This is a genomic window from Limimaricola sp. AA108-03 (assembly GCF_050847355.1).
Classification (GTDB): domain Bacteria; phylum Pseudomonadota; class Alphaproteobacteria; order Rhodobacterales; family Rhodobacteraceae; genus Limimaricola.
This window is the reverse complement of sequence record NZ_CP193755.1, coordinates 1,837,185-1,859,099: the sequence shown is the minus strand read 5'-3', so window position 1 is coordinate 1,859,099 and position 21,915 is coordinate 1,837,185. Positions and strand designations below refer to the sequence as shown.

Annotated in this window: 19 protein-coding genes and 2 pseudogenes; 6 read left to right on the top strand and 15 right to left on the bottom strand. The window is 61.2% G+C overall.

Annotated elements, in window-relative coordinates; translation table 11 throughout:
- Positions 1-119: 119 nt before the first annotated feature.
- From ACRAQ3_RS09095 to ACRAQ3_RS09080, 4 genes are all read right to left on the bottom strand, one after another.
- Positions 120-1,871 (bottom strand): recombinase family protein, encoded by a 1,752-nt coding sequence (locus ACRAQ3_RS09095; RefSeq protein ID WP_432254400.1) that lies wholly within the window; start codon positions 1,869-1,871, stop codon positions 120-122.
- On the bottom strand, positions 1,868-2,008 hold the full coding sequence (locus ACRAQ3_RS09090) for a hypothetical protein (RefSeq protein ID WP_432254399.1): 141 nt from the start codon (positions 2,006-2,008) through the stop codon (positions 1,868-1,870). Before ACRAQ3_RS09090 ends, ACRAQ3_RS09095 begins: the two co-directional genes overlap by 4 nt.
- A 242-nt stretch (positions 2,009-2,250) precedes the next feature.
- Positions 2,251-2,724, bottom strand: coding sequence for a hypothetical protein (locus tag ACRAQ3_RS09085; RefSeq protein WP_432254398.1), 474 nt, complete (start codon positions 2,722-2,724; stop codon positions 2,251-2,253).
- Positions 2,721-3,284: a hypothetical protein gene (locus ACRAQ3_RS09080; protein WP_432254397.1), complete on the bottom strand. Its 564-nt coding sequence runs from the start codon at positions 3,282-3,284 to the stop codon at positions 2,721-2,723. The genes ACRAQ3_RS09085 and ACRAQ3_RS09080 overlap by 4 nt, the downstream gene beginning before the upstream one ends.
- A gap of 664 nt (positions 3,285-3,948) precedes the next feature.
- Between ACRAQ3_RS09080 and ACRAQ3_RS09075 the strand changes: the two genes are divergently transcribed.
- A complete protein-coding gene (locus ACRAQ3_RS09075) occupies positions 3,949-5,580 on the top strand; it encodes a hypothetical protein (protein ID WP_432254396.1) in 1,632 nt (543 codons plus the stop codon).
- A 2-nt stretch (positions 5,581-5,582) separates the two neighbouring features.
- Here ACRAQ3_RS09075 and ACRAQ3_RS09070 read toward each other — a convergent pair whose 3' ends face one another.
- A complete protein-coding gene (locus ACRAQ3_RS09070; protein ID WP_432254395.1) occupies positions 5,583-6,080 on the bottom strand; it encodes a hypothetical protein in 498 nt (165 codons plus the stop codon).
- Between the two features lie 321 nt (positions 6,081-6,401).
- Here ACRAQ3_RS09070 and ACRAQ3_RS09065 point away from each other — a divergent pair, with 321 nt between their 5' ends.
- The 3 genes from ACRAQ3_RS09065 (at position 6,402) to ACRAQ3_RS09055 (ending at position 8,697) form a co-directional block, all read left to right on the top strand.
- Positions 6,402-6,677, top strand: a complete 276-nt coding sequence (locus ACRAQ3_RS09065; protein WP_432254394.1) for a hypothetical protein — start codon at positions 6,402-6,404, stop codon at positions 6,675-6,677.
- A 136-nt stretch (positions 6,678-6,813) separates the two neighbouring features.
- Positions 6,814-8,271 carry a sensor histidine kinase gene (locus ACRAQ3_RS09060; RefSeq protein ID WP_432254393.1) on the top strand — a complete coding sequence of 486 codons (1,458 nt, stop codon included), beginning with the start codon at positions 6,814-6,816 and terminating at the stop codon, positions 8,269-8,271.
- 42 nt (positions 8,272-8,313) lie between these two features.
- Positions 8,314-8,697 carry a response regulator gene (locus tag ACRAQ3_RS09055; protein ID WP_432254392.1) on the top strand — a complete coding sequence of 128 codons (384 nt, stop codon included), beginning with the start codon at positions 8,314-8,316 and terminating at the stop codon, positions 8,695-8,697.
- Here the strand turns inward: ACRAQ3_RS09055 and ACRAQ3_RS09050 are convergent.
- From ACRAQ3_RS09050 to ACRAQ3_RS09015, 8 genes are all read right to left on the bottom strand, one after another.
- On the bottom strand, positions 8,588-10,606 hold the full coding sequence (locus ACRAQ3_RS09050) for a recombinase family protein (RefSeq protein WP_432254391.1): 2,019 nt from the start codon (positions 10,604-10,606) through the stop codon (positions 8,588-8,590). The two genes, ACRAQ3_RS09055 and ACRAQ3_RS09050, sit on opposite strands and share 110 nt — an antisense overlap.
- A complete protein-coding gene (locus ACRAQ3_RS09045) occupies positions 10,603-11,010 on the bottom strand; it encodes a recombinase family protein (protein ID WP_432254390.1) in 408 nt (135 codons plus the stop codon). The genes ACRAQ3_RS09050 and ACRAQ3_RS09045 overlap by 4 nt, the downstream gene beginning before the upstream one ends.
- A gap of 102 nt (positions 11,011-11,112) precedes the next feature.
- Positions 11,113-12,315 carry an IS256 family transposase gene (locus ACRAQ3_RS09040; protein ID WP_432254231.1) on the bottom strand — a complete coding sequence of 401 codons (1,203 nt, stop codon included), beginning with the start codon at positions 12,313-12,315 and terminating at the stop codon, positions 11,113-11,115.
- Between the two features lie 102 nt (positions 12,316-12,417).
- Positions 12,418-12,582: a hypothetical protein gene (locus ACRAQ3_RS09035; protein WP_432254389.1), complete on the bottom strand. Its 165-nt coding sequence runs from the start codon at positions 12,580-12,582 to the stop codon at positions 12,418-12,420.
- 246 nt (positions 12,583-12,828) lie between these two features.
- Positions 12,829-13,356, bottom strand: coding sequence for a hypothetical protein (locus ACRAQ3_RS09030; RefSeq protein ID WP_432254388.1), 528 nt, complete (start codon positions 13,354-13,356; stop codon positions 12,829-12,831).
- Between the two features lie 407 nt (positions 13,357-13,763).
- Complete coding sequence (locus ACRAQ3_RS09025) at positions 13,764-14,213, bottom strand: hypothetical protein (RefSeq protein ID WP_432254387.1); 450 nt, start codon at positions 14,211-14,213, stop codon at positions 13,764-13,766.
- Positions 14,210-14,767, bottom strand: a complete 558-nt coding sequence (locus tag ACRAQ3_RS09020) for a hypothetical protein (RefSeq protein WP_432254386.1) — start codon at positions 14,765-14,767, stop codon at positions 14,210-14,212. Before ACRAQ3_RS09020 ends, ACRAQ3_RS09025 begins: the two co-directional genes overlap by 4 nt.
- A gap of 621 nt (positions 14,768-15,388) precedes the next feature.
- Positions 15,389-17,959 carry a DEAD/DEAH box helicase gene (locus tag ACRAQ3_RS09015; protein ID WP_432254385.1) on the bottom strand — a complete coding sequence of 857 codons (2,571 nt, stop codon included), beginning with the start codon at positions 17,957-17,959 and terminating at the stop codon, positions 15,389-15,391.
- A 456-nt stretch (positions 17,960-18,415) separates the two neighbouring features.
- Between ACRAQ3_RS09015 and ACRAQ3_RS09010 the strand changes: the two genes are divergently transcribed.
- Entirely contained in the window at positions 18,416-19,618 is a 1,203-nt protein-coding gene (locus tag ACRAQ3_RS09010) for an IS256 family transposase (protein WP_432254231.1), read from the top strand.
- Positions 19,619-19,676: 58 nt separating this feature from the next.
- Here ACRAQ3_RS09010 and ACRAQ3_RS09005 read toward each other — a convergent pair.
- Positions 19,677-19,979, bottom strand: a pseudogene (locus ACRAQ3_RS09005) (transposase); the annotation flags it as partial.
- A gap of 59 nt (positions 19,980-20,038) precedes the next feature.
- Between ACRAQ3_RS09005 and ACRAQ3_RS09000 the strand changes: the two are divergent.
- Positions 20,039-20,383 (top strand): annotated as a pseudogene (locus tag ACRAQ3_RS09000) (transposase); the annotation flags it as partial.
- 56 nt (positions 20,384-20,439) lie between these two features.
- Here ACRAQ3_RS09000 and ACRAQ3_RS08995 read toward each other — a convergent pair.
- Positions 20,440-21,054 carry a helix-turn-helix transcriptional regulator gene (locus ACRAQ3_RS08995; protein WP_432254384.1) on the bottom strand — a complete coding sequence of 205 codons (615 nt, stop codon included), beginning with the start codon at positions 21,052-21,054 and terminating at the stop codon, positions 20,440-20,442.
- Between the last annotated feature and the right edge of the window lie 861 nt (positions 21,055-21,915).

Sequence of the window (21,915 nt, the reverse complement as noted above, 5' to 3'; positions counted from 1 at the left end):
TCGCGGGTGTAAGGCAGATCGAGATCCCGCAGCGGACGGCAGGAAGGTCCGCACTGCGGACATCCGCCCGGACTGCGGCGAATGGCTGCTATCCGCCCAATCCGACGCCCACCACCGGGTCAGAACTGACCTGACCAGGCGAGAGCAATCTGTGGCACTTCGCCTCGGATCTCGACGGCCATGCCGTCTCTCGCATTCTCATCGGGCCGTACGATGATGGCTCCCAGTATCTCGCCGAGCAGCCGGTTCGCCTCCACCATCTGGTCGCTCTCGGCCAGAAGCTCATCGAGCTGTCGCACCTTGTGCTGGTAGATGGCCTTCATCTCCTCGGGTGTCGGCATGAGAGCCTTTTGCCGAGGTATCCGTGCTGCCTCGATCTCGAGGCGAAGGCGCTGACCTTCCTGCTCCCGGTCCGCCAGGCGTGCCCGTAGGGCGTCGCTTACGTTGTCACCCTCGAGCTGGTCGAGCAGGCGCTCGATCTTGCCTGTGACCTTGTCGAGCTGGCCTTGAAGGTTGGCGAGCGAGCTTCCTTCCTCGGTCGCCTCCTCGGCGAGCAGTCGTGTGACCTCCGCCGTGAACTGGTCGGCAAGGGCAGGCGTCAGCAGATCCGCGCGCAGCCGTGTCAAGGCACGTGCCTCGAGTTTGCCCCGGGTGATGGTCTTGCTGTTCGAGCAGACCGAGATCCCCTTGGACTTCCTGTTGTAGCAGCCATAGCGGTCCTTGCCGATAAGGGTATAGCCGCCTCCACAGCAGCCGCATTTGACAAGCCGAGACAGCAGGTACTTGGCACGATGGCTCGTGTTGAGGGGGGCGGCCTGGTCCGTATGCGCGGCATGGGTCGCTTCGAGACGATCCTGCACGATGTTCCACACCTCGTCATCGACGATCGCGAGTTCGGGGCATTCACCCCAAACGATGTCCTGCTCCCCGCCAGGCCGTGACAGGCGATTGCCGGTATCCGGGTCGCGGGAGAAGCGGTTCCGGCCGTAGACGATGTTGCCGATATAGGCCTCGTTCCGAAGCAGGCCGTCACGCTTCCTGGCGTTGCCGCGAAGCGTGCTGTCGCACCATGCGCTGCCGGACGGCGAGGGGACGCCTTCTTCGTTAAGTTTTGACGCGATCTTCCGCGGCGAAAGACCACTGGCATAGTCATTGAAGATGCGCCGCACGACCGCCGCTTCCTCAGGATTGATTTCCCGGTTCAGTCCCTTGGCTTCGACGATGCGGTAGCCGTATGCGTAGCCGGCTGCCACACGCCCCCGAGCGGTGGCCCCGCTCTGCCCGCGCCTGGTCTTGTCCGCAATCTCACGTGCTTGGAATTCGGCGCATGCGGCCAGGAAGGGCAGAAGCTTCCAATCGCACTTGCCTCCATTCGCAGCGTAGAGATCGACACCCCGGCTTTCGAACCAGTCTGCGACCTCATGGATGTCGCAGGCGCGGCGGCCAATTCGGTCGATACTTTCCACGATGATGGCCGAGATCCCGCCCCGGGCAACGTGAGCCTTCAGGTTCATCATCCCCTGACGTCTCGCTATTGGGGTTCGTCCAGTGGCCGCTTCGTCTCGATAGACACCCGCGACCTCGAAATCGCAGAGGCGCGCCGTCTCATGGCATAACGCAATCTGATCTTCACAGGAGTACTTGCTCTGTTTGTCAGAGGAATAGCGGGCGTAGATCACGACCTTCGGCTTTCCAACGAGAGCAGTGGCCGCTGGCTTTCCTGCGGCTGCGGCACGACGAGCCTTTCGGTTCGGCAGGATCACCTGGTGGTCTTCTGCGGGGGTTCGGAGAAAGCTCGCGCCATCGGCGTTCTGCCGGCGTCCATCCAGCGAGGCAGCGGCGGTGCGGGTTGCACGGGTCGAAGTGGTCATGCCACGGAGTCCTTCTTGCGGGCGGCCACGTAGGCCTTGGCCATGACGGTCACGAACGCCGTCAGGCGGATGTCGGTGGAGGTGGCGCCGCCGGGGTTGTCGTTGGCGGCAGTGAGCGTGCTGGGCTTGGTCGTCATTTTCGATCTCCAGATTTTTCCCCCACCTGTGCGGTGGTAATCTGTAAATCGTGCGATCCGTTTTCCCGCGGAAACGACGACCGTAAGAATCTTCGTTCGAACCGAAAAAAGTTGGCGCGCCGACATCCCAGCAGCAGGAGAAGTGTCGTCGGCGCGCCTGCGCCGCCTGATCCGGGGCGGCGCATCGATGGCCGGGGGTCCGGCCTCAAGGGTGGCACGCCTTCGAGGGCGTGCCATGTGCGTTACCGGTTTGCAGGGCGTGCCAGCTGCGCGGTTCGCCGTCGGCCCGAGGCCAGGATCTGGTCGAGATCCCGCCGATCGATGACGGCGTCGATGGCGTCGCGAAATACCGACAGTTCACTACGGAGCGTCGCCAGCCGGAGCGCCTCCGGCGGCCAGTACGTCTCGATCCAGCTGAGGCCCGAGACGTCGCATTCGTCGTCGAACCAATTTGCCACCTGCACGATCAGGCGACCGATCTCGTCGTTGAGGTCTTCGATGAGTTCATGCAGATCCCACGCCACCGCGGACTCGAAGATCTCGCGGCGTTCGATCGCGTCGGCGATGGACCGGGCGAGCTGTCCGGATCCGCCATGCAGCCTGACGGCGGAGTTTCCCCGCAAGTGGGGCAGGGCGCTCCGGCTCTGGGCGAGGGCATGCGCGGCCAGCGCCTCGATCGAGGACAGCTCGGCGCCTGTCGGGGTGCACGAGCTCATGCGTGATCTCCCGTTTGGAGCGATGCAGGTCGGCTCGGGTCTCGGGGTTCGAGGGCGAAGTCGCGACCTCGAACGAGGACCTTTCGGCGGAGCGGTCCGCGCGTGCGGCGCCTCTCATCGCGGATGTCCCGCAGCGCGTGAATGCGGCCCCGCACCTCGTTCATGCGCTCGTAGATCTCGCCGTCGATGCGGCCGAGCACGGGCGACTCCAACTGCCGGTCGAGCACGAAACCGCTATGCGTCAGCGCGACGAGGAGGCGCCGCGCACCGACGAAGCGGGTGGGCTCGTGCAGCCCTGCCGCGATGTAATCGGCACGCTTGCGAACATGCACCGCGTCGCCGACGTTCGACTTGCGCCGCGAGGTCGTGCCGTAAGCCAGCAGCGCGTAAGTTTGGTCGCCGATCTGCTCGATGTCGAGCACCAGGCAGGGGCGGGCCTTCGGCTTCGCGGTCTCGCCTTCCTCGGCGAGCGGGAACTTGAAAAGCACGATGTCCCCGTGGCGCAGATGATCCCGCCAGGCGGCGCTCATCCGCGGGTCGTATTGCAGTATGTCGAGCATGTTTGCTCTCCTTGTCAGCTTCGTTGCCGACACGCCCGAGCGGCCTTCCTCTCTCACCTTTCCGGCCGAGGTCGTCCGTCGTGCGCGTCACAAAGCGCGCGCACGGCGGAGGAGCCTTGGCCTCCTTGCGGGATCCCGTTTCAGACCGATTGCACATGCCTGGACGGGGCGCCGTTCTTCGCCGTCAGGCGATTTCGGGAGAGCGTCGAGAGGGTGAGGCAGCAGAGCGACCCCGGTGGGTGTCGCGGCGCTGCCGGGCCCTTTCGACCCGGCGCGGGGAGCGCGAGCAGGCGGGGGTTTGGGGGAGGAGTGCGGAACGACGCTCTCCCGGGAGCAAGGGGGTGTTGGGGCAGTGCGGAACGATGACCCGAGCCCGCCGGGAGGCGCCAGGGGGTTGGAGGGGGAGCGGCGAGCGATGGCCCTGCCGCCCTCCGCGCAGGAGCCTCCCGGGCAGGGCCCTCGGAGAGCCCCCGGAGGGCCGACGCGTATTGAGCCCCGAAGGGGCGTCTCGCAATACGCAAAGTCGGTCCCTACACCTTTTCTCCCGCAGCCCCGCAGGGCTGGTCTTGAAAGGATATCCCGAGGGCCCGGTTCGTTTTTTGCGTCACCCTCGGGGGACTAATTCCGCGTCGACGTAATCACTCGGCACGGAAAGAACACAGGAATGCAGGGCTATCAATTTGCTCACATGGAGACATGGTCCCGTCAAGGCGGCGCGGTTCAGAATGGACGCCAGGAAACGGTGCGGCGCAACGGGCAGCGCAGCTGGTCGGCGCAGCAGATCATCGACGAGGCAGAGCGCGTTCCGGATGCCTGCGAGCACGTGCCCTATACCGGCCGTAAGCCTCTGGTCTTGGAGGGCACCTGCCGCACATTCGACGAGTTGCGAAAGGCGCACGAGGCGGCCTCGACGGTGAAACTGTCATTCCCCTACCGCGACAAGAAAACCGGCAAGACCTCGACCCGGCGGCGCCAGCTGCGGGCGGACACGCACAGCCTCTACACCGCCGTCATCTCGCTGCCGGTGACGGCCGAGGAGGCACTCGCTGATCCAGAGAAGATGCGCGAATGCATGAGCACTTTCCGTATGGCCAAGACGTTCGAACAGCGCCGGATCGAGGCCGCCGGTGGCGAGTTCGCGATGGCGGTGATCCATTATGATGAGTGCCAGGTGCACATGCATCTTTACGGGCTCGACCGGGTCCGCGGCTCGGTCAATGCACTGCATCCGGGACGCGCGGCGCTGGACGATTTCCGCGAGCGGCATGGCGCGCGATGCAAGCGCGGCACCGACCTGTTTCAGCGATCCAAGCGGGCCTACTGCGATGCGATGAGGGAGTGGCAAGGCGACCTGCATCGGGAGGTGTTTTCCAAGGTCGGACTGCTGCGGTACGGGCCGAAACGCGAGCGTCTGAGCCGCTCGGACTACATGAGGACGATGCAGGCGGCCGAGGAGCGGGCACGCATGGCCGTCGATCTGGAGGACAGCCGGAACCACAGAAAAGCTCTCTCGGGCATCGCTGCACTGCTCGACGAGCGGGAGGCGGATATCGAAGCGCGTGAAGACATTCTCGACACGAGGGAAGCCCAGCTCACAGGTCTCACGGCATCGCTCGACGAGCGCAGCGAAGAGTTGCGGGAAACAGCCGAGAAAACGGCTCTGGCAGCCAAGGAAACAGCAGCAGCATCAGCTGGTCTCACTGCTCGCGAGGAGGCGTTGCAGGTCCGGGAATCCAAGGCCGCGAGTCGGAAAGCCAAGGTCAAGCGTCGGGAGAAAAAGGTAGACGAGCGAGACAAGCGCAGCATCGAGCGTGCTACTGAGCTGGATGCTTCCCTGGCGACCGTCGAGGCGATGACGACGGGTCTTGCCGTATACGATGAGACCAGCACGAGCCCCGGTATGCGCTCTACTGCGGCAGCCAAGAGCGACAGTGCGTGGCCTGATATCATGGCGCGAATGAAAGCGGCGCCCGCAGCTGCATGGGCAACCGCGGGACGCATCAGCAAGAGCCTGAGTGAAGCTCGCGAGAAGGCGGCCTCTGACGGACTTGCGGATGCACGTGCGTCAGCCCGCAAGGAGTTGCGCGATGCATTTGAAGCCGTCCGCAAGGCCTCGGACGCTTTGGGCGCAGTGCACCAATTTGCTCTCCAGATCATTGATCGGTTGACCGGCAAAGACGACCGCGCGACTGCCAGGGAGAATTTGGAGAAACTGACCAAGACGGCGGTGAAGGAGACCGTCGCGGTTCATGCCAAAGTGCCGAGAGCGGGTCTCGGGGACGAGGCGATCGAATGAACTCAGGTCGCTCCTCTCGGGGGCTTGGGCGGAGTCGGCAGGATGAGAGTCGGACGTGGCGCTGCTGCGCGCTGCAAAGTCTCGTAAGCCACTCGGAGGGTGCTGATCTCCTCGTAGAGCACATCGACGAGGTCCTGCAATTGATCGCGGTCCTTGCAGACGTCATCCAGCGCTTTGTCCAGCGCGGCAATCCGCCTGTTCAGACGCTCCACGGCTTCGCGGACGGCGCACTCGCGGATCTTTGCCAGTGCCATGCCGTGCAAGCGATAGACTTCGGTCATCTCCGCGGACATCGCTTCAGCTGCACCCTCGAAGAGGGGAAGGCAGTTGTCGTTCGCTCCGGAAACATGCCGCAGCCACACCTTCCAGTGTGTCGAGGGGTGTCCCCTGCGATCCAGTGCCTTGTACAGGCTGGCTTGGGTTGGCTCGGTGCCCTGCATGCGCAGGGTCATGCCTGCCGCAATGGTCTCGGGTTCAGAACAAGCGGGTTTCTGGGGCATGACGTTCTCCTGATTGCTGGTGATCAGGATGTTGGTTCAGCAGTGCCGACGCCAAAGCATTGCATGGCGGATCTAAGACCGCAGCATGCTCATGCTCATGCTCATGCTCATGCTCATGCTCCGGTACGGTGCAAACGGCCCATACCGGACCTTGGTGGCTGTGGCAGCGAACGTCCCCTCTTCCGGCCTATCCAATATTGCTCTCGAGGCTCGGCTGCACACCTTCGCTCTCTTTGTCACCGTGTCATGGAACCGGACCGGGACCAGAATCGTATGATCCCGATGGGCTGACCTGCCACTACCGACTGACAGGACGATTTGATGAACGGCTTCAACATGCGCGAGGCACAGGCGCAGGCCCTCAACCAGACCTGCGCCGTGCTCAGCCTTCGCCTCCGGGGGCTGTTTGCGATCGACCCCGCGATGCAGGAACTGCGCATGCTTGTGGCGCAGGTTCAGGAATTGTCCGGGTGCCTGGCTTTCACCGACCTCGATCCTCGAGCCGTCCACACGATGACGACGGAACTGGCGACCCTGAAGGAGCAGGTCGACCAGATGGTGGCAAACTGCAAGATGACAGATACGCAAGCAGCCTGATCGGCATGCCCGGTGCCGGACCGGTCCCAAGTGCCCCGTCTGGCAGTGAACTGGTGGTCATGCTCGCCGCGCCGATTTACCACTGGCGAGACATGCAGTTCGCAGTCCTCCAGACCTTGCAAGGTGGCCCTTTCCCATGAACGTCCTTTCCGCGCCGTCTGCCGCTAAAGGGGGCCTGCCCGGCGGTGATGTCCTGACTTCTGTGGCTATCCTCATGCCGCCCGGTGATGCCACAGCGAGAGCCCTCCGTGGTCCGCAGCAGGACAGCATCGCCTCGATCGAAGCCTCCTCCCTCGACCACTTGGCCGACCTTGTGGATAACCGGATTGGCGCTGTTCTGATCACTGAGGAAGCGCTCTGGGGTGTCGGCTTCGACCGACTGAAGCAGGCGCTTGCCGCACAGCCGCTGTGGTCCGACGTGCCGTTCATCGTTCTGGCGGACGGCACGACCGGCGACCGTAGTGAGGCTGCCAGCGAGCGAACCGACGATCTCGGCAACGCAGTGCTACTTCCCCGCCTTCTCCGGGCCGAGGAGCTTCTCCGCTCGGTGCGCTTCGCGCTGAAGGCCCGCGGGCGCCAGCACGAGGCTCGAGTGCGGATGGAGGAGCTCCAGAATCGTGACCGACAGGTGACCGAGAGCGAAGCGCAGTTTCAGGCCATCGCGAATTCGGTCGACCAGATGATCTGGTCCACCACCCCCGACGGCTTTCATGACTACTACAACAAGCGCTGGTATGAGTTCACCGGCGTGCCCGAGGGCTCGACCGACGGCGAGGCCTGGAACGGCATGTTCCACCCCGACGATCAGGAGCGGGCGTGGAAGATCTGGCGGCACAGCCTGAACACCGGTGAGCCCTACGAGATCGAGTATCGGCTGAGGCACTGCTCGGGTCGCTACCACTGGGTTTTGGGGCGCGCCTTGCCCGTGCGGAGCGCGGACGGCACGATCCTCCGTTGGTATGGCACCTGCACCGACATCCACGAGATCAAGATCGCCGAGGAGCAGCGCCAGTTGATGCTCGCGGAGATGAACCACCGCGTGAAAAACACCCTCGCCATGGTCCACTCGGTCGTGTCCCAGACCCTTCGGCACGCCAGCAATCTCGACGATGCCCGCGCCGCGATCCAGTCGCGCATCGGCTCGATGTCGCAGGCGCATGACCGGCTGATCCACTCGTCGTGGCTCGAAGCCCGTATTGGGGACATCGTGGACACGGCGATTGCGCCGCACCGCGCGGAGGTGAACCGTTTCATCGTCGAGGGGCCGAATCTGCTGATCGGTTCCAAGCAGGCGCTGGCTCTAACGATGGCGCTGCACGAGCTTGCGACCAACGCCGCGAAATACGGCGCCCTGTCCGGCGAGGAGGGCAAGGTCCGGATCGGATGGTCGGTCGGTGGCGAGGATGAGGTCTTTCACTTCATCTGGGTCGAGGAAGGCGGGCCCGAGGTGCGAGAACCGTCCAGCCGAGGTTTCGGCTCCAAGATGATTGAGAAGGCGCTTGCGGGATACTTCCGAGGAGCCGCGGACCTCGCCTATGACCCCGGTGGCTTACGCTTTCAGATGACGGCCCCGCTTGAGGGGCTGACGTCGTGAGCGTAGTCGACGGATATTTTTTGTCTGCTCGAGAGATTGATCATGAGGGCTGAGACCCGGGTATGCCCCGCGGTGCTGGTCGTTGAGGACGAACCGCTGATCCGCATGGAAGCCATCGACATGATGGAGGAGGCCGGCTTCCGCGTGTTCGATGCCGGATCGGCCGACGAGGCCGTGGCGCTGATGGAGCGCCACGAGGAGATCGGCATCCTTTTCACGGACGTCGACATGCCGGGGGCGATGAATGGGCTGGGGCTGGCGGCACATGTCCGCGATCACTGGCCCCAGGTGTTCATCGTGATCGCCTCCGGCGTGATCAACATCGACACGACGGCGCTGCCCGAAGGCTGCTCGGTCTATCCCAAGCCATACCCCACGAACCAGATCCTGGCCGAACTGAAGCGTGTCGCGTGCGTGGGCGAATAATCGCAACGCCGCTCACCCAGTTCAGAACCACACCAGGCTGATTGGCCATTGCGAAGCGGTCGTTTACGCCTTGAGCAGCGAACGGCCGCTTTCCGCCCTTTGTCGAAGTCCCGTGGCTCTGCGGGCGGCATTTACGAGCAAATAGAAATGTGCAAGCATTTGAGACATGGGTAACTGAGAGCATCCCCACTTCTGCATCTGAATAAGATTTCGGTGGAAGCGGGCTCCCGCAACCAACTTCAGCGAAAATATCGCCACGCACGGCGTCGAGCTTGCTCGGCGCCGATTTGCGTAGCATCTCCAGCAGGCTGCCCTCGATCGACAGCCAGTGCCCCCGGGCGTCCTCGTCCCAATGCACCACCACGCGGTCAACGAGCTCGTGCAGCTCATCCGCGGCGCGCCCGGCGACGGACTCGTCCGACAGCGCCGCCGCTAGGTCGGCGACCATGGCCCGGTAGAGCTCCGGCAGGTCCTCGGGCAGCTCGACCTCGGGCACGATGAGGTCGGCCCGCTTGCCCTGCATCTGCTGGAGCTCAGCCGAAATAGCGGTCAGGCGAGCGAGCAGGACATCCGGAACTTCGGCCTTGGATTCGATGACGCGGACGAGGTTGCTTTGCCTCGCCTCCAGTTCCCGCTGCCGTGCGTCATGAACCCGGAGCCGGTCGATGGCGGCCTCTTGGCTGCCCGCCAGCCTCACTTGGAACCGCTCCCGGAACCGGTCATAGGCCGCGGGCTTCATCAGCTCGGTGCGCAGCCCCGACAGGACGAGGGGCAGGGCGACGCTCTCCCGCAGTCCCCTGAAGCCCTCGCAGACGCTGGGGCCCATCTGCTTGGCGTTGGCGCAGTAGTAGGTCCTGTACTTGCTACTCCCGGCGACCGTCAGCTTGCCGCCACACAGGCCGCAATGCAGGAGACCCGACAGGAGGTACTTCCGCCGGCGCAGGCTCTGCCCGATCGAGAGCTTGTTGCGGTCCTTCGCCTCGGCCTTTCCCACGCGCTTGCGCTGTGCGTCCTGCCGCGCCTTGACCTCGTCCCACAGCTCCTGATCGATGATCCGCAGCTCGGGCACTTCGCTGATGACCCATTTGCTCTCGGGGTTCAGCTGCGAGACCCGGCGTTCTGTCTGCGGGTGCTTCATATAGGTCAGGCGGTTCCAGACCTGCCGACCGATGTAGAGCTCGTTGTTGAGGATGCCGGTGCCTCGCTCGCGGTTGCCATTGATCGTGTTCTGCTTCCAGCGTCCCGACGATCTGCGACCGGTCTCGGCGGAGGGGGAGGGGATGCCTTCGTCGTTCAGGCGATTGGCAATCGCGATCGGCGATTGCCCTGCGGCGTAGTCGCGGAAGATTCCGCGCACGACCGCGGCCTCGACCTCGTCGACCTCGCGCGCGCCCTTCACGGGAACGCCGCGCTCATCCATGCATTGCTTGTAGCCGTAGACCTTGCCGCCGGCGCTCAAGCCTTTCTGGGCGCGCCCCTCTAGCCCGCGGCGGGTCTTCTGGGCGAGCTCCTCAAGGAACACAGCCGCGAACATGGACAAGATGTTGAGCGTCATCGCGTCCATCTTGCCGCGTCCGGTGATATGAAGCTCGACGCGGTTGAAAAGCGCGTTCTTGTAGAAGCCCGCCATGTGCTCGGGATCTCGCGATATCCGGTCGACGGACTCGGCGAGCACCACATCGAACTTTCCGCGGGCGAGATCCGCGGACAGCCGCTGGAAACCCGGCCGGTCCCGGCTCACGGCGCCGCTGACCGCGTCGTCGGAAAAGCGCTCGACGACCGCCCAGCCCTGCTGCTGCGCGTATCTCTCAGCGATGCGAAACTGGTCCTCGACCGACAGGGGGTTCTGCATGTCGGTCGAATAGCGTGCGTAGAGGGCGACACGCAGTGGGCGCTTCGCGTCCGTCATGCGTTCACCTCGTTTCTCATGTCTCGAGCCCACAGGCGCATGGCATCGAGGCTTCGTTCGAAGGTCATGACGGAGCCGACGGGCGCGCCATTCGCGAACATGAGCTCCGCACCGTGCGCTGCGCAGAAATCGACGAGGTTCTCGATCACCTGCGGATCGCGAGCGATGCGGACCGGCTCCGTAGCGAGCGCGATCTGGGCTCGTCCTTCGGCGATGCAGGTCCGAAGAGCCGTAAGACCAGGGCGCTCGAGCATTCCGCCCACGCCGTTGTCCACGACCGTTTCACCGATACGCCAGCCTTGGCTCTCGGCAAGGGCCGTGCAGAGACTACGCTGCTCTTCGATTGCTGCATCGTTCGTAGAAGCGGAGCGCAGGTAGAGAGCGGCAACGGGCTGAGCAGGCATTTGCGTCTTCCTATGGGCTGTGACCGTGATGGCCCGGTGATCGTGTCCCACGACGTGGTGTAGCTCTTGGCTGGCCTGACTGGTGTCGGCGGGCCGAGCTGATCAGTCCGTCTGCGCGGCAGGCAGGCTGACGATGGGATCGTCGCAGACTGGCGCGAGCGTTTCCAGCGTCATGTAGCGGGAGCGCTGCACGGCCCATTCCTCGGTCTGCTCCATCAGGATCGCTCCCACCAGGCGACGGATGGCGGCCTCATTGGGGAAGATGCCGACGACATCGGTGCGCCGTTTGATTTCCCCGTTCAATCGCTCAATCGGATTCGTGGAGTGCAACTTTGCCCGGTGCTGCTGAGGAAAGGTCATGTAGGCAAGGACATCCTCTTCGGCCCCGTCCATGAGGGTGGCGAGCTTCGGCAGCTTGCCCCGCATCTGGTCGGCCACGAGGCGCCATTGCGTTCTGGCCGCGCTGTGGTCGGGCTGGGCAAAGGCCGTGGCGATGAAGGCCGAGACCACGCGCCGGCTGCTCTTGCCGGCATGGGCCAAGGCGTTTCGCTGGAAATGTACACGGCACCGTTGCCAGGTCGTGGACAGCACACGAGCCGTAGCGGCCTTGATGCCTTCGTGGGCATCGCTGACCACCAGCTTCACGCCGGACATCCCTCGGCGCACGAGATCGCGCAGAAAATCGGTCCAGAACGTCTCCGCCTCGGAGGGCCCGATGGCCATGCCAAGCACCTCGCGACGGCCATCGGTGTTCACACCCACGGCGATGGTGACGGCGACGGACACGATGCGGCCGCCTTGGCGGACTTTCAGGTAGGTGGCGTCGATCCAGAGATAGGGCCACTCGCCCTCGATCGGTCGAGTCAGGAAAGCATCGACCCGCTCGTCGATCTCCTCGCACAGCCGACTGACCTGGCTCTTCGAGATGCCGGTGCCGCCCATGGCCTGCACGAGATCGTCCATGGCGCGCGTCGAGACGCCATGCACATAGGCTTCCTGAATGACCGCCGTCAGCGCCTTCTCCACGGCTCGCCGGGGCTCGAGAAACGAGGGGAAGTAGCTTCCCGTCCGCAGCTTGGGAATGCGCAGCTCCACGTTCCCGGCCCGCGTCTGCCAGTCCCGGTCACGGTAGCCGTTGCGCTGCGCCCGACGCTCAGGGCTCTTCTCGCCATAGGCGGCGCCGGTCTGGCCGCCGACCTCGAGCTCCATCAGGCGCTCGGCGGCAAAGCCGATCATCTCGCGTAGAAGATCCGCATCACCGCTCTTCTCGACGAGCTCTCTCAGGTCCATCATGGGTTTGGTCATCGGGGGCATCCCTCGGTTCAGGTTGGCTTTCGCAACCCGACCCTACCGAGAAACCCGATGGCCGCCTCAGCTACACCACGCCCAGGGACATGACCGGCCCGGTCAGTGGATATATCTGGAAAGAATGCGGAAATGGTATGTCCAGTGGCGAAGTATCTTGTAGGTTGTGCGTATCGCGTCAGGCGTCGTTTCCTGCTTCTCCCGCTCCTGCGAGAGTTTGCGGGCAGCGGCTTCTGCGAGAAGGTCGATCAGCTTGTCGAGCGGCATCGGAGGAGTCCTTTCCTGTTCGGGCAGTATGCAACCGACACGGCGGACGCCGACCCGAGGTCCGGTGCGAGGGAATGGCCATCAGCGTCCGCAGGGTTCACCTGCGGACGCGTCTCTACTGGAAGCATATCTTCGGCAACCCCAACTTTCCAATGCGGAGGCGTTGCGATGAGATGCTTCCAAGCTTTTCGAGGTTAAAGAAGTAGGATCTCTCGGAAAACTCGTTTAAGAATATATTCGAGGCATTTACCTGTCGGCCGTCTTGCTGCCTAAGTCAGCGAGGATGCCCATTTTTGTCTTGTTTCTTAGTATCCATATGTCTTCACGGAGAGATGATATCTCCTTCAAATCTTCTTCGCTTCCATTCCCCAGTAGAACGCTAATGCTCCGTTCAATCTTTATGACCAATTTTTCATAGAAATCACCCTTTGCGGGGCAGGATAATATTATTCTTCTTGCCGCACATATCGCATCGTAAACTTGGTCGGGTGTCGGGGGGCGGTCAGTTTTTGCCAAATCGAGGACCGTGAGAAGTGTCGATGCATCTTCGGTTAGGGTGCGGACCTCGCGCAAGAAAAGATCAGATGACCTAAATAGGACTTCCTGATTTAGTTTGTACTCTTGAAAATAGCTCTCCGTTTCGGTCTTAAGTAAGTTTATCTGATGGGTGTTTTCATCTATTGCTAACTTCTCTTTCGCAGACCTTCGAGCAAGAAAGTTTCCAAGGGTGATTGCCACCGGTGAGGTTACTGCGGCGGTCAGCGCCATGGCCATTTTGGGGTCACTAAGTAGTTCGAGCATTTTTCTCTTGATTTCTGGATGAAGAAGCTTTCGATTGGCGGATATTGGCTGTCTCCGCAACCAAAATAGAACTTAAAACAGCGTGGTTTCCACGGTAATATCGATTTGCAGTGGCCTCACTGCAACACGGTAGCATTCACTATGTCATTTCTTAGCCATATTTGTTCGTATTGGGCTGATAAGTAGTTCGGCGGCTTAGTTTGGTGTGATTATCTAATATGTATGGCCATGTCGCTTAGCCGGATTGTAGCGCGCCGGCATCCTCGTAGCAGCGAAGGAGCGGGGCTCATCGCCGACGCGCTGAACGCCGGGGGATCCAGTCTCGGCGCCGGGGGCCTTTCGGTCCCTCAAGGAACGGCGCCCCTGCGGGCGCCGTGTATTCACTCCATACCGAGCAGGCGGATGCTCTGTCGTACCGCCTCTGCATGGTAGAGCGCCCTTCGGGCAGCGCCCATCAGTACCCCGATGGGCTGCATGGCCTCCCGCAACACTTCCTCCTCCGGAGTGAGCTGACGGTACGACACGAAGCTATCGCCGTCGCCGGGCCGGCAGCCACCTGAGCCCGCGAACCCACCATCATAGGCCTTCGGCGCGAGCGTTCTGCGGATCTCCCCGAGTGCGACATCGAGGAAGTACGGGAGATTCTCCTCTATGTCGGTCTCTTCATCGAGATACTCGATGACCTCCCTGACCACCTCCTGCCCTGCTGGATCGAGGTGCGGCAAGACCTGCTGTATCAGGTGCTGGCTCATGCCTGTCCGCAACTCGAGGACGGGGCGGACGAGATCGACCTGTTGCTCCATTAGGTTCTTGGCCGAACGCGCGTTCACCGCTGCACCTCCTTTCCCGCTGGGGCTGTCCGGTGTGGTCGTGGCTGGGCGCTATAGGGGGCCCGGCCTCGGGCGGTTCGGGAGCTGGAGCGATGCCCCGACCGGCGATCGGCAGCGATGTCTCGTTCCGCATGGATCCGGCCGCGCACGGCGTTCATCGCCGCAAGCGGCCTCCCATCGAGGCGTCCGAGAACGGCCGAACCGGTGGTCTGACAGATGCAGAAGCCGCTGTTCGTCAGTGGTACGAGCAGCCGCCGTGCGCCGACGAAGCGGGTGGGCTCGTTCAGCCCGGCGGGGACATACTCTGCTCGCCTCCGGGCGTGCACCTCGTAGCCGATATTCGACTGGCGACGAGAGGTAGTGCCATAGGCAAGTAGCGCGTATCGCAGTCCGCCATGCTCCTCGATATCGAGGACGAGACAAGGCCGGGCCTTCGGGCGCCCGGTGTATCCCTCCTCAGCCAAAGGAAAGCGGAACGAGACGATGTCGCCGGCGGTGATGTGATCCTGCCAGGCGGGGGTCATGGTGAGATTAGTCTGGATGCTGTCGAGCATTGTCGGTGTCCTTGGATGATGGATGTCCGACGCGCCCGATTTCCTTCCCTTCCAATCGGCCGGGCCCTTCCGTCGTGCGCGTCACGAAACGCGCGCACGACGGAACGGGATCGGCCCTGCTTCCTCGCCCGATCATCCTGCCTGCGCCGGTGGGGAGAGCGTCGAGAGGGGACGCCCCTTTCGACCCCGCCGGGAAGGCGAGCGAAGATGGGTTCGGGAAGAGGTGCGGAACGCTCTTCCCGGGAGTGGGGGAGGTTTGGAGGCGAGCGCGGAGCGGCATCCTCCGGGAGCAGGGGGTCTTGGGGGAGTGCGGAACGATGACCCGAGCCCGTCGGGAGACGCCAGGGGGTGCAGGGGGAGTGGCGAACGATGACCCTGCCTTGGGTGTCCAGAGGGGTGGAGCGTCCTCTGGTCCGGCTGAAGGCCCCAGGCGGGTTCGGGAGGGCGGAGCGCCTCCCGAGCGGCGCGTCAGCGGCGCCGGGGTCCGGGGGCGTCAGCCCCCGGCGAACGACAGCTGGAACGCAGGCCCGCAGGGCTGGAGTGCCAGCTGATTAGTGAGTACGTGCCTAAGCGGTGTACAGATTGGTATGAACTGTCCCACCATCTCTAAAGAGCGAAACTCTAAATAGCAGCCCGACGCGAGATAGCTACCGGAGCTAAGGCTTCGCGAAGCCCCTCCTCCTGCCACTCGCCCCTCATACTCATCGCTTCACATTCAATAATCCGCTCGGCAGGCGGAAGCCTGAACAGATTTATCATTGCTTGATCGAAAGATCTGTAAAATTCCCTCATCGAGTCGAGAAGAACGACCTTCATATCATCCGATGGGTAGGCTGTTGATACACATTCAGCGTCTGGGGCGAGAAAAAATAGTTCGTGTCTGACGCCGGGGTGTGCCGCTCGAAACCATTCGAGGTGTAAGTGGCCAGTGCCAATCTCTTCTCCATTAAGAGTAGAGTTGGAGTATTTCCTACTCTTGAGGGACCACAAGAACGCAGATTTTTTGTCCTTGCTTAGCCAGAGAACATCAAGCGTCGAGTTCTCATCAGATTCTTGCTCTGGTCTTGTGGCAGTGAAGCCGAGTATCTCCCCAAGTAGGCGCACAGCTTCTTCGTGTTTGTTGCTGGATGCTGTGTCGCTTAATATTTCCTTGATCTGCGAGTTGTACTTATCCCATGGGTTTCGAGCTACTGCCTTGTCGCTTGCAAAGAGTTGAATTAGCTGTTCATGAAACGCGTTTCTGGGCGTGATATCTTTCATTATGGATTTTTGGGTGGAAGGCTGAGGGAGAGCAATATCGAAGAATGTTCTCGATCTCGCATCTGAGTAGTGCTTCTTGGCAGTCTCTGAATCTCCCTCCAACTCGAAGGAATGGCCGATATGCATACTATACCAGCCTGCAAGTCGTCGGTCGGCAGATGCGACGGAATGAATGGCCTCCCCTAACGCCTCTCGTGCCAGTTCTGGTCGGCCATCCCACATCAGAGCAGCAAACTCAGCCTCGGCCAACGAGCCTTTCAACAGAGCTTCATCGGTGTCGCGAGCTTGCTGTCTATCTTCATCGCTAAGCTTGGAGGCGCCAATGGTATCCTTGTAGAAGCTAAGCCATCCTGCGTCTCGTTTAAGAACTTGGTCTGCCAGATTAGGTAGGCTGGCGGCGTCTTTGATTTTGAACTGATCCACCAGAACCCTGCCTAACTCGATCTGACTCTGAAGCAATGAAGGAAGGAGCGCCAGGTTTCTGTTCTTTTTGAGCCAGCTTATCAGCCTGTCGTCGAACGACAGTATTACGCTGTAATCGTTTCGGCCACGATTGGTCCGTCCAAATAGCTGTACAATTCTGTTCGCAATCCGTGCCGCGAATGAATTGCGCATTTCCAGGCTGTCGAACTGGAATCGTTCACAAAGACTGAATCCTGTCGGCAGGCCATCTACTATGGATACTCGACAGGTTCCATGCGGGAGATCAATGCCATCGACTCTGGCCACAAGAGAGAATGCGCCTGGCGAAGAACTCGATCGAAAATTGTCAAGAGCGGCGGAAAAGTCCTTCGCAGCGGGCGGTTTCGCGAGTGCTTCGTATTTCTTCGCAGAGGGGTAGGACGATGATGCAATAAGAACTTTGTGATGACTTGCTATCTCTTGGGCAAGTGCGGTGAACTCTGGATTGTCTTTCCCGTTTAGTGTGAGTTGATCTCGTCGGCGAAGAATAATCAGCCTTTCCCCAACACCGGCGTCGTTCTCCGGTACTATTCTCTCTGAAGGGCGCTTGCCAAAGGCTCGGCAAAAGTCGACCTCACTGGAAAGAGTCGCTGAGAGGTATATCCTCCTCACTTCGTTTGAGGCAAGAAAATCCATTCGCTTGGATGGAAGGAAAGCTGGGGCGATTTCAATGCCGTCTCTCGCGATAAAAATTGAGCAGGTGCTCAACTTATCTGCGAGGTGCCCATAGGCAAAACTCCCTGAAAGGCCGTGCTTGCTCAGCCAGTCGTTCAGTATGCCAGATCTGGCAATAGAAACAACCGCGTTGGGCGGGACTGCGGTGCAGGAGTATGTGCTTGCTCCGTTCGCTATGGCGATAAGAAACTCTCGCCTCATTATGCTTTCGAAGAACGGGAGTACTGTATGGATGAACTCTTTGTAGCCATCCTCATTCTCCTTGCGGCGGAGGGAGATCGTATAACAATCTCTTATGACCTTTTCCGCTACATGTGCGTCATCAAAAATGATTGCGCCAGGCCGCAAGTCACCTCTAAACTTCGTCCGAGAGTTGAAAAGTGCTTGATAGTTCGTAATGCAGAATGCGGTTCCGTTTTCGAATAGTTCATTCGAAAAGCTTCCTCCCATCCGTGTGGTACACTCAAATCCGAGCTTCGTCCGGCATTCGTTTTCAGTCTGTTGTACGAGATCGTTAGTGGCACAAGCATATACGACGTTTTGGATGCCCTCATTTACCAAGCTTTGGGCCATAATGATCCCAACCAGAGACTTCCCGGCTCCTGTATGTAGAGATACCAGAACATCCTTTTTGGCTCGTACGGTGTGCCATTTTTCGAGTGCCTGTGATTGCCCTCGCCAGAGATCGTTAGGGGTGTTTTCTAAAGATGATGCTGTTCGGAACACCTCAATTGGATCAATGGGTTTAGGGCCAATAGCGGGTCTACTCAGGCTATTAAAATCAAAGCTCGACATCGCATCCTCGTATCCTCTTTGGTGGCAGAGGACCTCAGTTGATCTGATGATGTCAAGTGAAGCGCTAAGGTTGTACTTCTTGCGGTTGAGATGAGTTCTCGGCCAGACCGTAAGTCTCTCAAGTACGATAGCTCCGGGGTCTGCTTCTGAAGGTCACCTCATCGACCGAAATCCTGAGTTCTAATGCTCAGGAGCTTGCACATGAACGTCTCAGTCCGTCTGACTGACTACCCTGTGGTTCTCAGGTTCGAGGGTCTCTACCCGCACCACCTTGCCGGCTACGAAGCTCACCGGCTACGGAAGGGCGGCGACCTCAGCCATGTTGATCGCTCGCGGACACACCTCAACGGTCCACGTGGATGGTCATGTCCCTGGGCGTGGTGTAGCTGAGGCGGCCATCGGGTTTCTCGGTAGGGTCGGGTTGCGAAAGCCAACCTGAACCGAGGGATGCCCCCGATGACCAAACCCATGATGGACCTGAGAGAGCTCGTCGAGAAGAGCGGTGATGCGGATCTTCTACGCGAGATGATCGGCTTTGCCGCCGAGCGCCTGATGGAGCTCGAGGTCGGCGGCCAGACCGGCGCCGCCTATGGCGAGAAGAGCCCTGAGCGTCGGGCGCAGCGCAACGGCTACCGTGACCGGGACTGGCAGACGCGGGCCGGGAACGTGGAGCTGCGCATTCCCAAGCTGCGGACGGGAAGCTACTTCCCCTCGTTTCTCGAGCCCCGGCGAGCCGTGGAGAAGGCGCTGACGGCGGTCATTCAGGAAGCCTATGTGCATGGCGTCTCGACGCGCGCCATGGACGATCTCGTGCAGGCCATGGGCGGCACCGGCATCTCGAAGAGCCAGGTCAGTCGGCTGTGCGAGGAGATCGACGAGCGGGTCGATGCTTTCCTGACTCGACCGATCGAGGGCGAGTGGCCCTATCTCTGGATCGACGCCACCTACCTGAAAGTCCGCCAAGGCGGCCGCATCGTGTCCGTCGCCGTCACCATCGCCGTGGGTGTGAACACCGATGGCCGTCGCGAGGTGCTTGGCATGGCCATCGGGCCCTCCGAGGCGGAGACGTTCTGGACCGATTTTCTGCGCGATCTCGTGCGCCGAGGGATGTCCGGCGTGAAGCTGGTGGTCAGCGATGCCCACGAAGGCATCAAGGCCGCTACGGCTCGTGTGCTGTCCACGACCTGGCAACGGTGCCGTGTACATTTCCAGCGAAACGCCTTGGCCCATGCCGGCAAGAGCAGCCGGCGCGTGGTCTCGGCCTTCATCGCCACGGCCTTTGCCCAGCCCGACCACAGCGCGGCCAGAACGCAATGGCGCCTCGTGGCCGACCAGATGCGGGGCAAGCTGCCGAAGCTCGCCACCCTCATGGACGGGGCCGAAGAGGATGTCCTTGCCTACATGACCTTTCCTCAGCAGCACCGGGCAAAGTTGCACTCCACGAATCCGATTGAGCGATTGAACGGGGAAATCAAACGGCGCACCGATGTCGTCGGCATCTTCCCCAATGAGGCCGCCATCCGTCGCCTGGTGGGAGCGATCCTGATGGAGCAGACCGAGGAATGGGCCGTGCAGCGCTCCCGCTACATGACGCTGGAAACGCTCGCGCCAGTCTGCGACGATCCCATCGTCAGCCTGCCTGCCGCGCAGACGGACTGATCAGCTCGGCCCGCCGACACCAGTCAGGCCAGCCAAGAGCTACACCACGTCGTGGGACACGATCTGCCTTGAGGTAGGTCGCGTCGATCATGACCGTCTTTCTCTCCGGGCTTTCGGCGGCCAAGCCTTCCATCATCCGGGCAAAGACGCCCTTGTCACTCCACCGCTTCCAGAGGTTGTAGAGGGTCTTGGCTGGACCATACTCCTTCGGAGCGTCGCACCACCGCAGGCCGTTGCGATTGACGAAGATGATGCCGCTCAGGACCCGGCGGTCATCGACGCGTGGCTTGCCGTGGCTTTTTGGAAAGAAGGGCTGCAACCGGGCCATCTGCTCGGTCGTCAGCCAGAAAAGATTGCTCATTGATCATGCTCCTCGGGGAGCCTGAATCACGCAGCCTCATCAAGATCAATGGGTCCTGAGCCTACGACACGCGTCGCTGCCACACCGCGATCATCGAGCGCCAGGCCACGGCGGTCATTCCGATCCGCAAGAACGGACGACTATGGAAAGAGGATGGACCGGCAGCCGTGGCCCGCAACGACATCCTCCGGGCCACACGGCACTTCGGACGCGCCTTCTGGAAGCGGTGGACCGGCTACCACCTGCGAAGCTGTGTCGAGGCAAAGATGCGCTGTCTGAAGGCGTTCGGAGAGCGCATCGCCGCGAGAGACCCCGACCGCCAGACCGCCGAAGCCCACATCCGCATCGCACTCATGAACCGCTTCTCAGCTCTTGGCGCCGCCGAAATCGTTCGCGTGGCATGACCTCATTGGGGAAAGGGGCAAGTGTGGCTCAAGTCTGAGCTCTGCAACAACGCCCATCAGGAGGCGAACCATGCGAGCAGCAAGGCGAGTTCCGCTTGGCGTCGAACCCCGGTTTTCGAGAACAACGATTTGAGCGTGAATTTCACGGTATTCTCGCTGACGTTATGGGCGGCCGCGATTTCCTTTGGAGCAAGTCCCTCGTGAAGGCGATCGGCGACGCGTAATTCCGCCTGGCTGAGACCGTATGCGGCCTTGAGTTCGGAGTGGAGGAGTCCCTGACCCTCCAGTGCCTCGATATGCAAAGTGGCAAGGAGCCGGTTTTCGCTGCCTCTTTGGGCTAATGCCGTAATCTCAAGGCGAAACAGATCGCCAGTTGCCGGCGCGCGTACCACCAGAAGCGACCGGGATGCCTTCTGTCCGTCGAGCGCTCGGAGGATACCACGCAATTCTGCGTCCACCCGAGCTTCTATCGCTACGAGGTGTCCATCGCTCCCGATCACAAACAGGCTCGACAGGGCGGAGAGATCCTGGCGACATTCGCTGATGATCCGAGCCTCGGGATCGAGGACGAAGGTCCAACGTTCGCGCTGGTTGGGGGCTTGGAGGTAGGGGGAGGTCGTAGGGGGGAAAGGCGGCGCAACTTCGGGCGCCGCAAACGAAGAATGCTGCACAACAAACTCTATAAGTGAAAAACGATAATCCGAATCAACTATATATATAGACTACTCTAAGTAGATCGAGATTCCACGCAAAATGACCTCTCAGGGGCACGCGCTCCATATGCAGGCAGTGGATTCTAGGCTGAGGACCTCTTGTAAGTCACTGTTATAAAATAAATTATATGGTTTATGCGGTCCGTCTGTGGTCTGGGCCCAAAGGAGCATCGGCGCCGCATAGCCACGGCAAGTCCTCCCTGAGTTGCTCGATTCGTTCCGGCGAAGGGTGGGAACTGGGGCAGATGACGCTCTCGACATGACCTTAACCTTTCAGGGTTAGGGATCTCTCCGCGGCCCTCATTGCCACGGTGAGTGGAGCTGCGCCATCACGAGCGAGGGGCAACGTGGTGACGCCGCACCGCGGAACGCCTCGCTTTAGAGCCCGTCGCTCACTTGCATCGTAGCCCGCTACGACAGTCGCCACGCTTCAATACTGCACTCTTGTACTGGCGAGTAGCTTAGCCAGGACACCGCCAGCCACGCTGGGGCGCCGTATTCGGTCTTGGAGCATCGTCCACAATTTTTGGCGGACGGGAAACGGCGGCGAACATCGTGAATATGCCCGTATGGGCTACTGCGCTTGTTGGCAGCGCGATGCTACGCAATTCGATACCAGGTCGTCGTTGAGAGGGGCGACCGAGAGAGTCGGGGAAGGGCCATCGACGCTGCGGGTCTCAACATGGTCGATAAAAACCGCGATTGATGCTGTCTCATATACAGCCGCGTAAAATTAGAGAAATTGTCCAAAAAATGCCATTTTCGGCGGATCTGGCTTTTCGCTTTTCCACAGTATTTATGCGAAAGCCTACCCGTTTG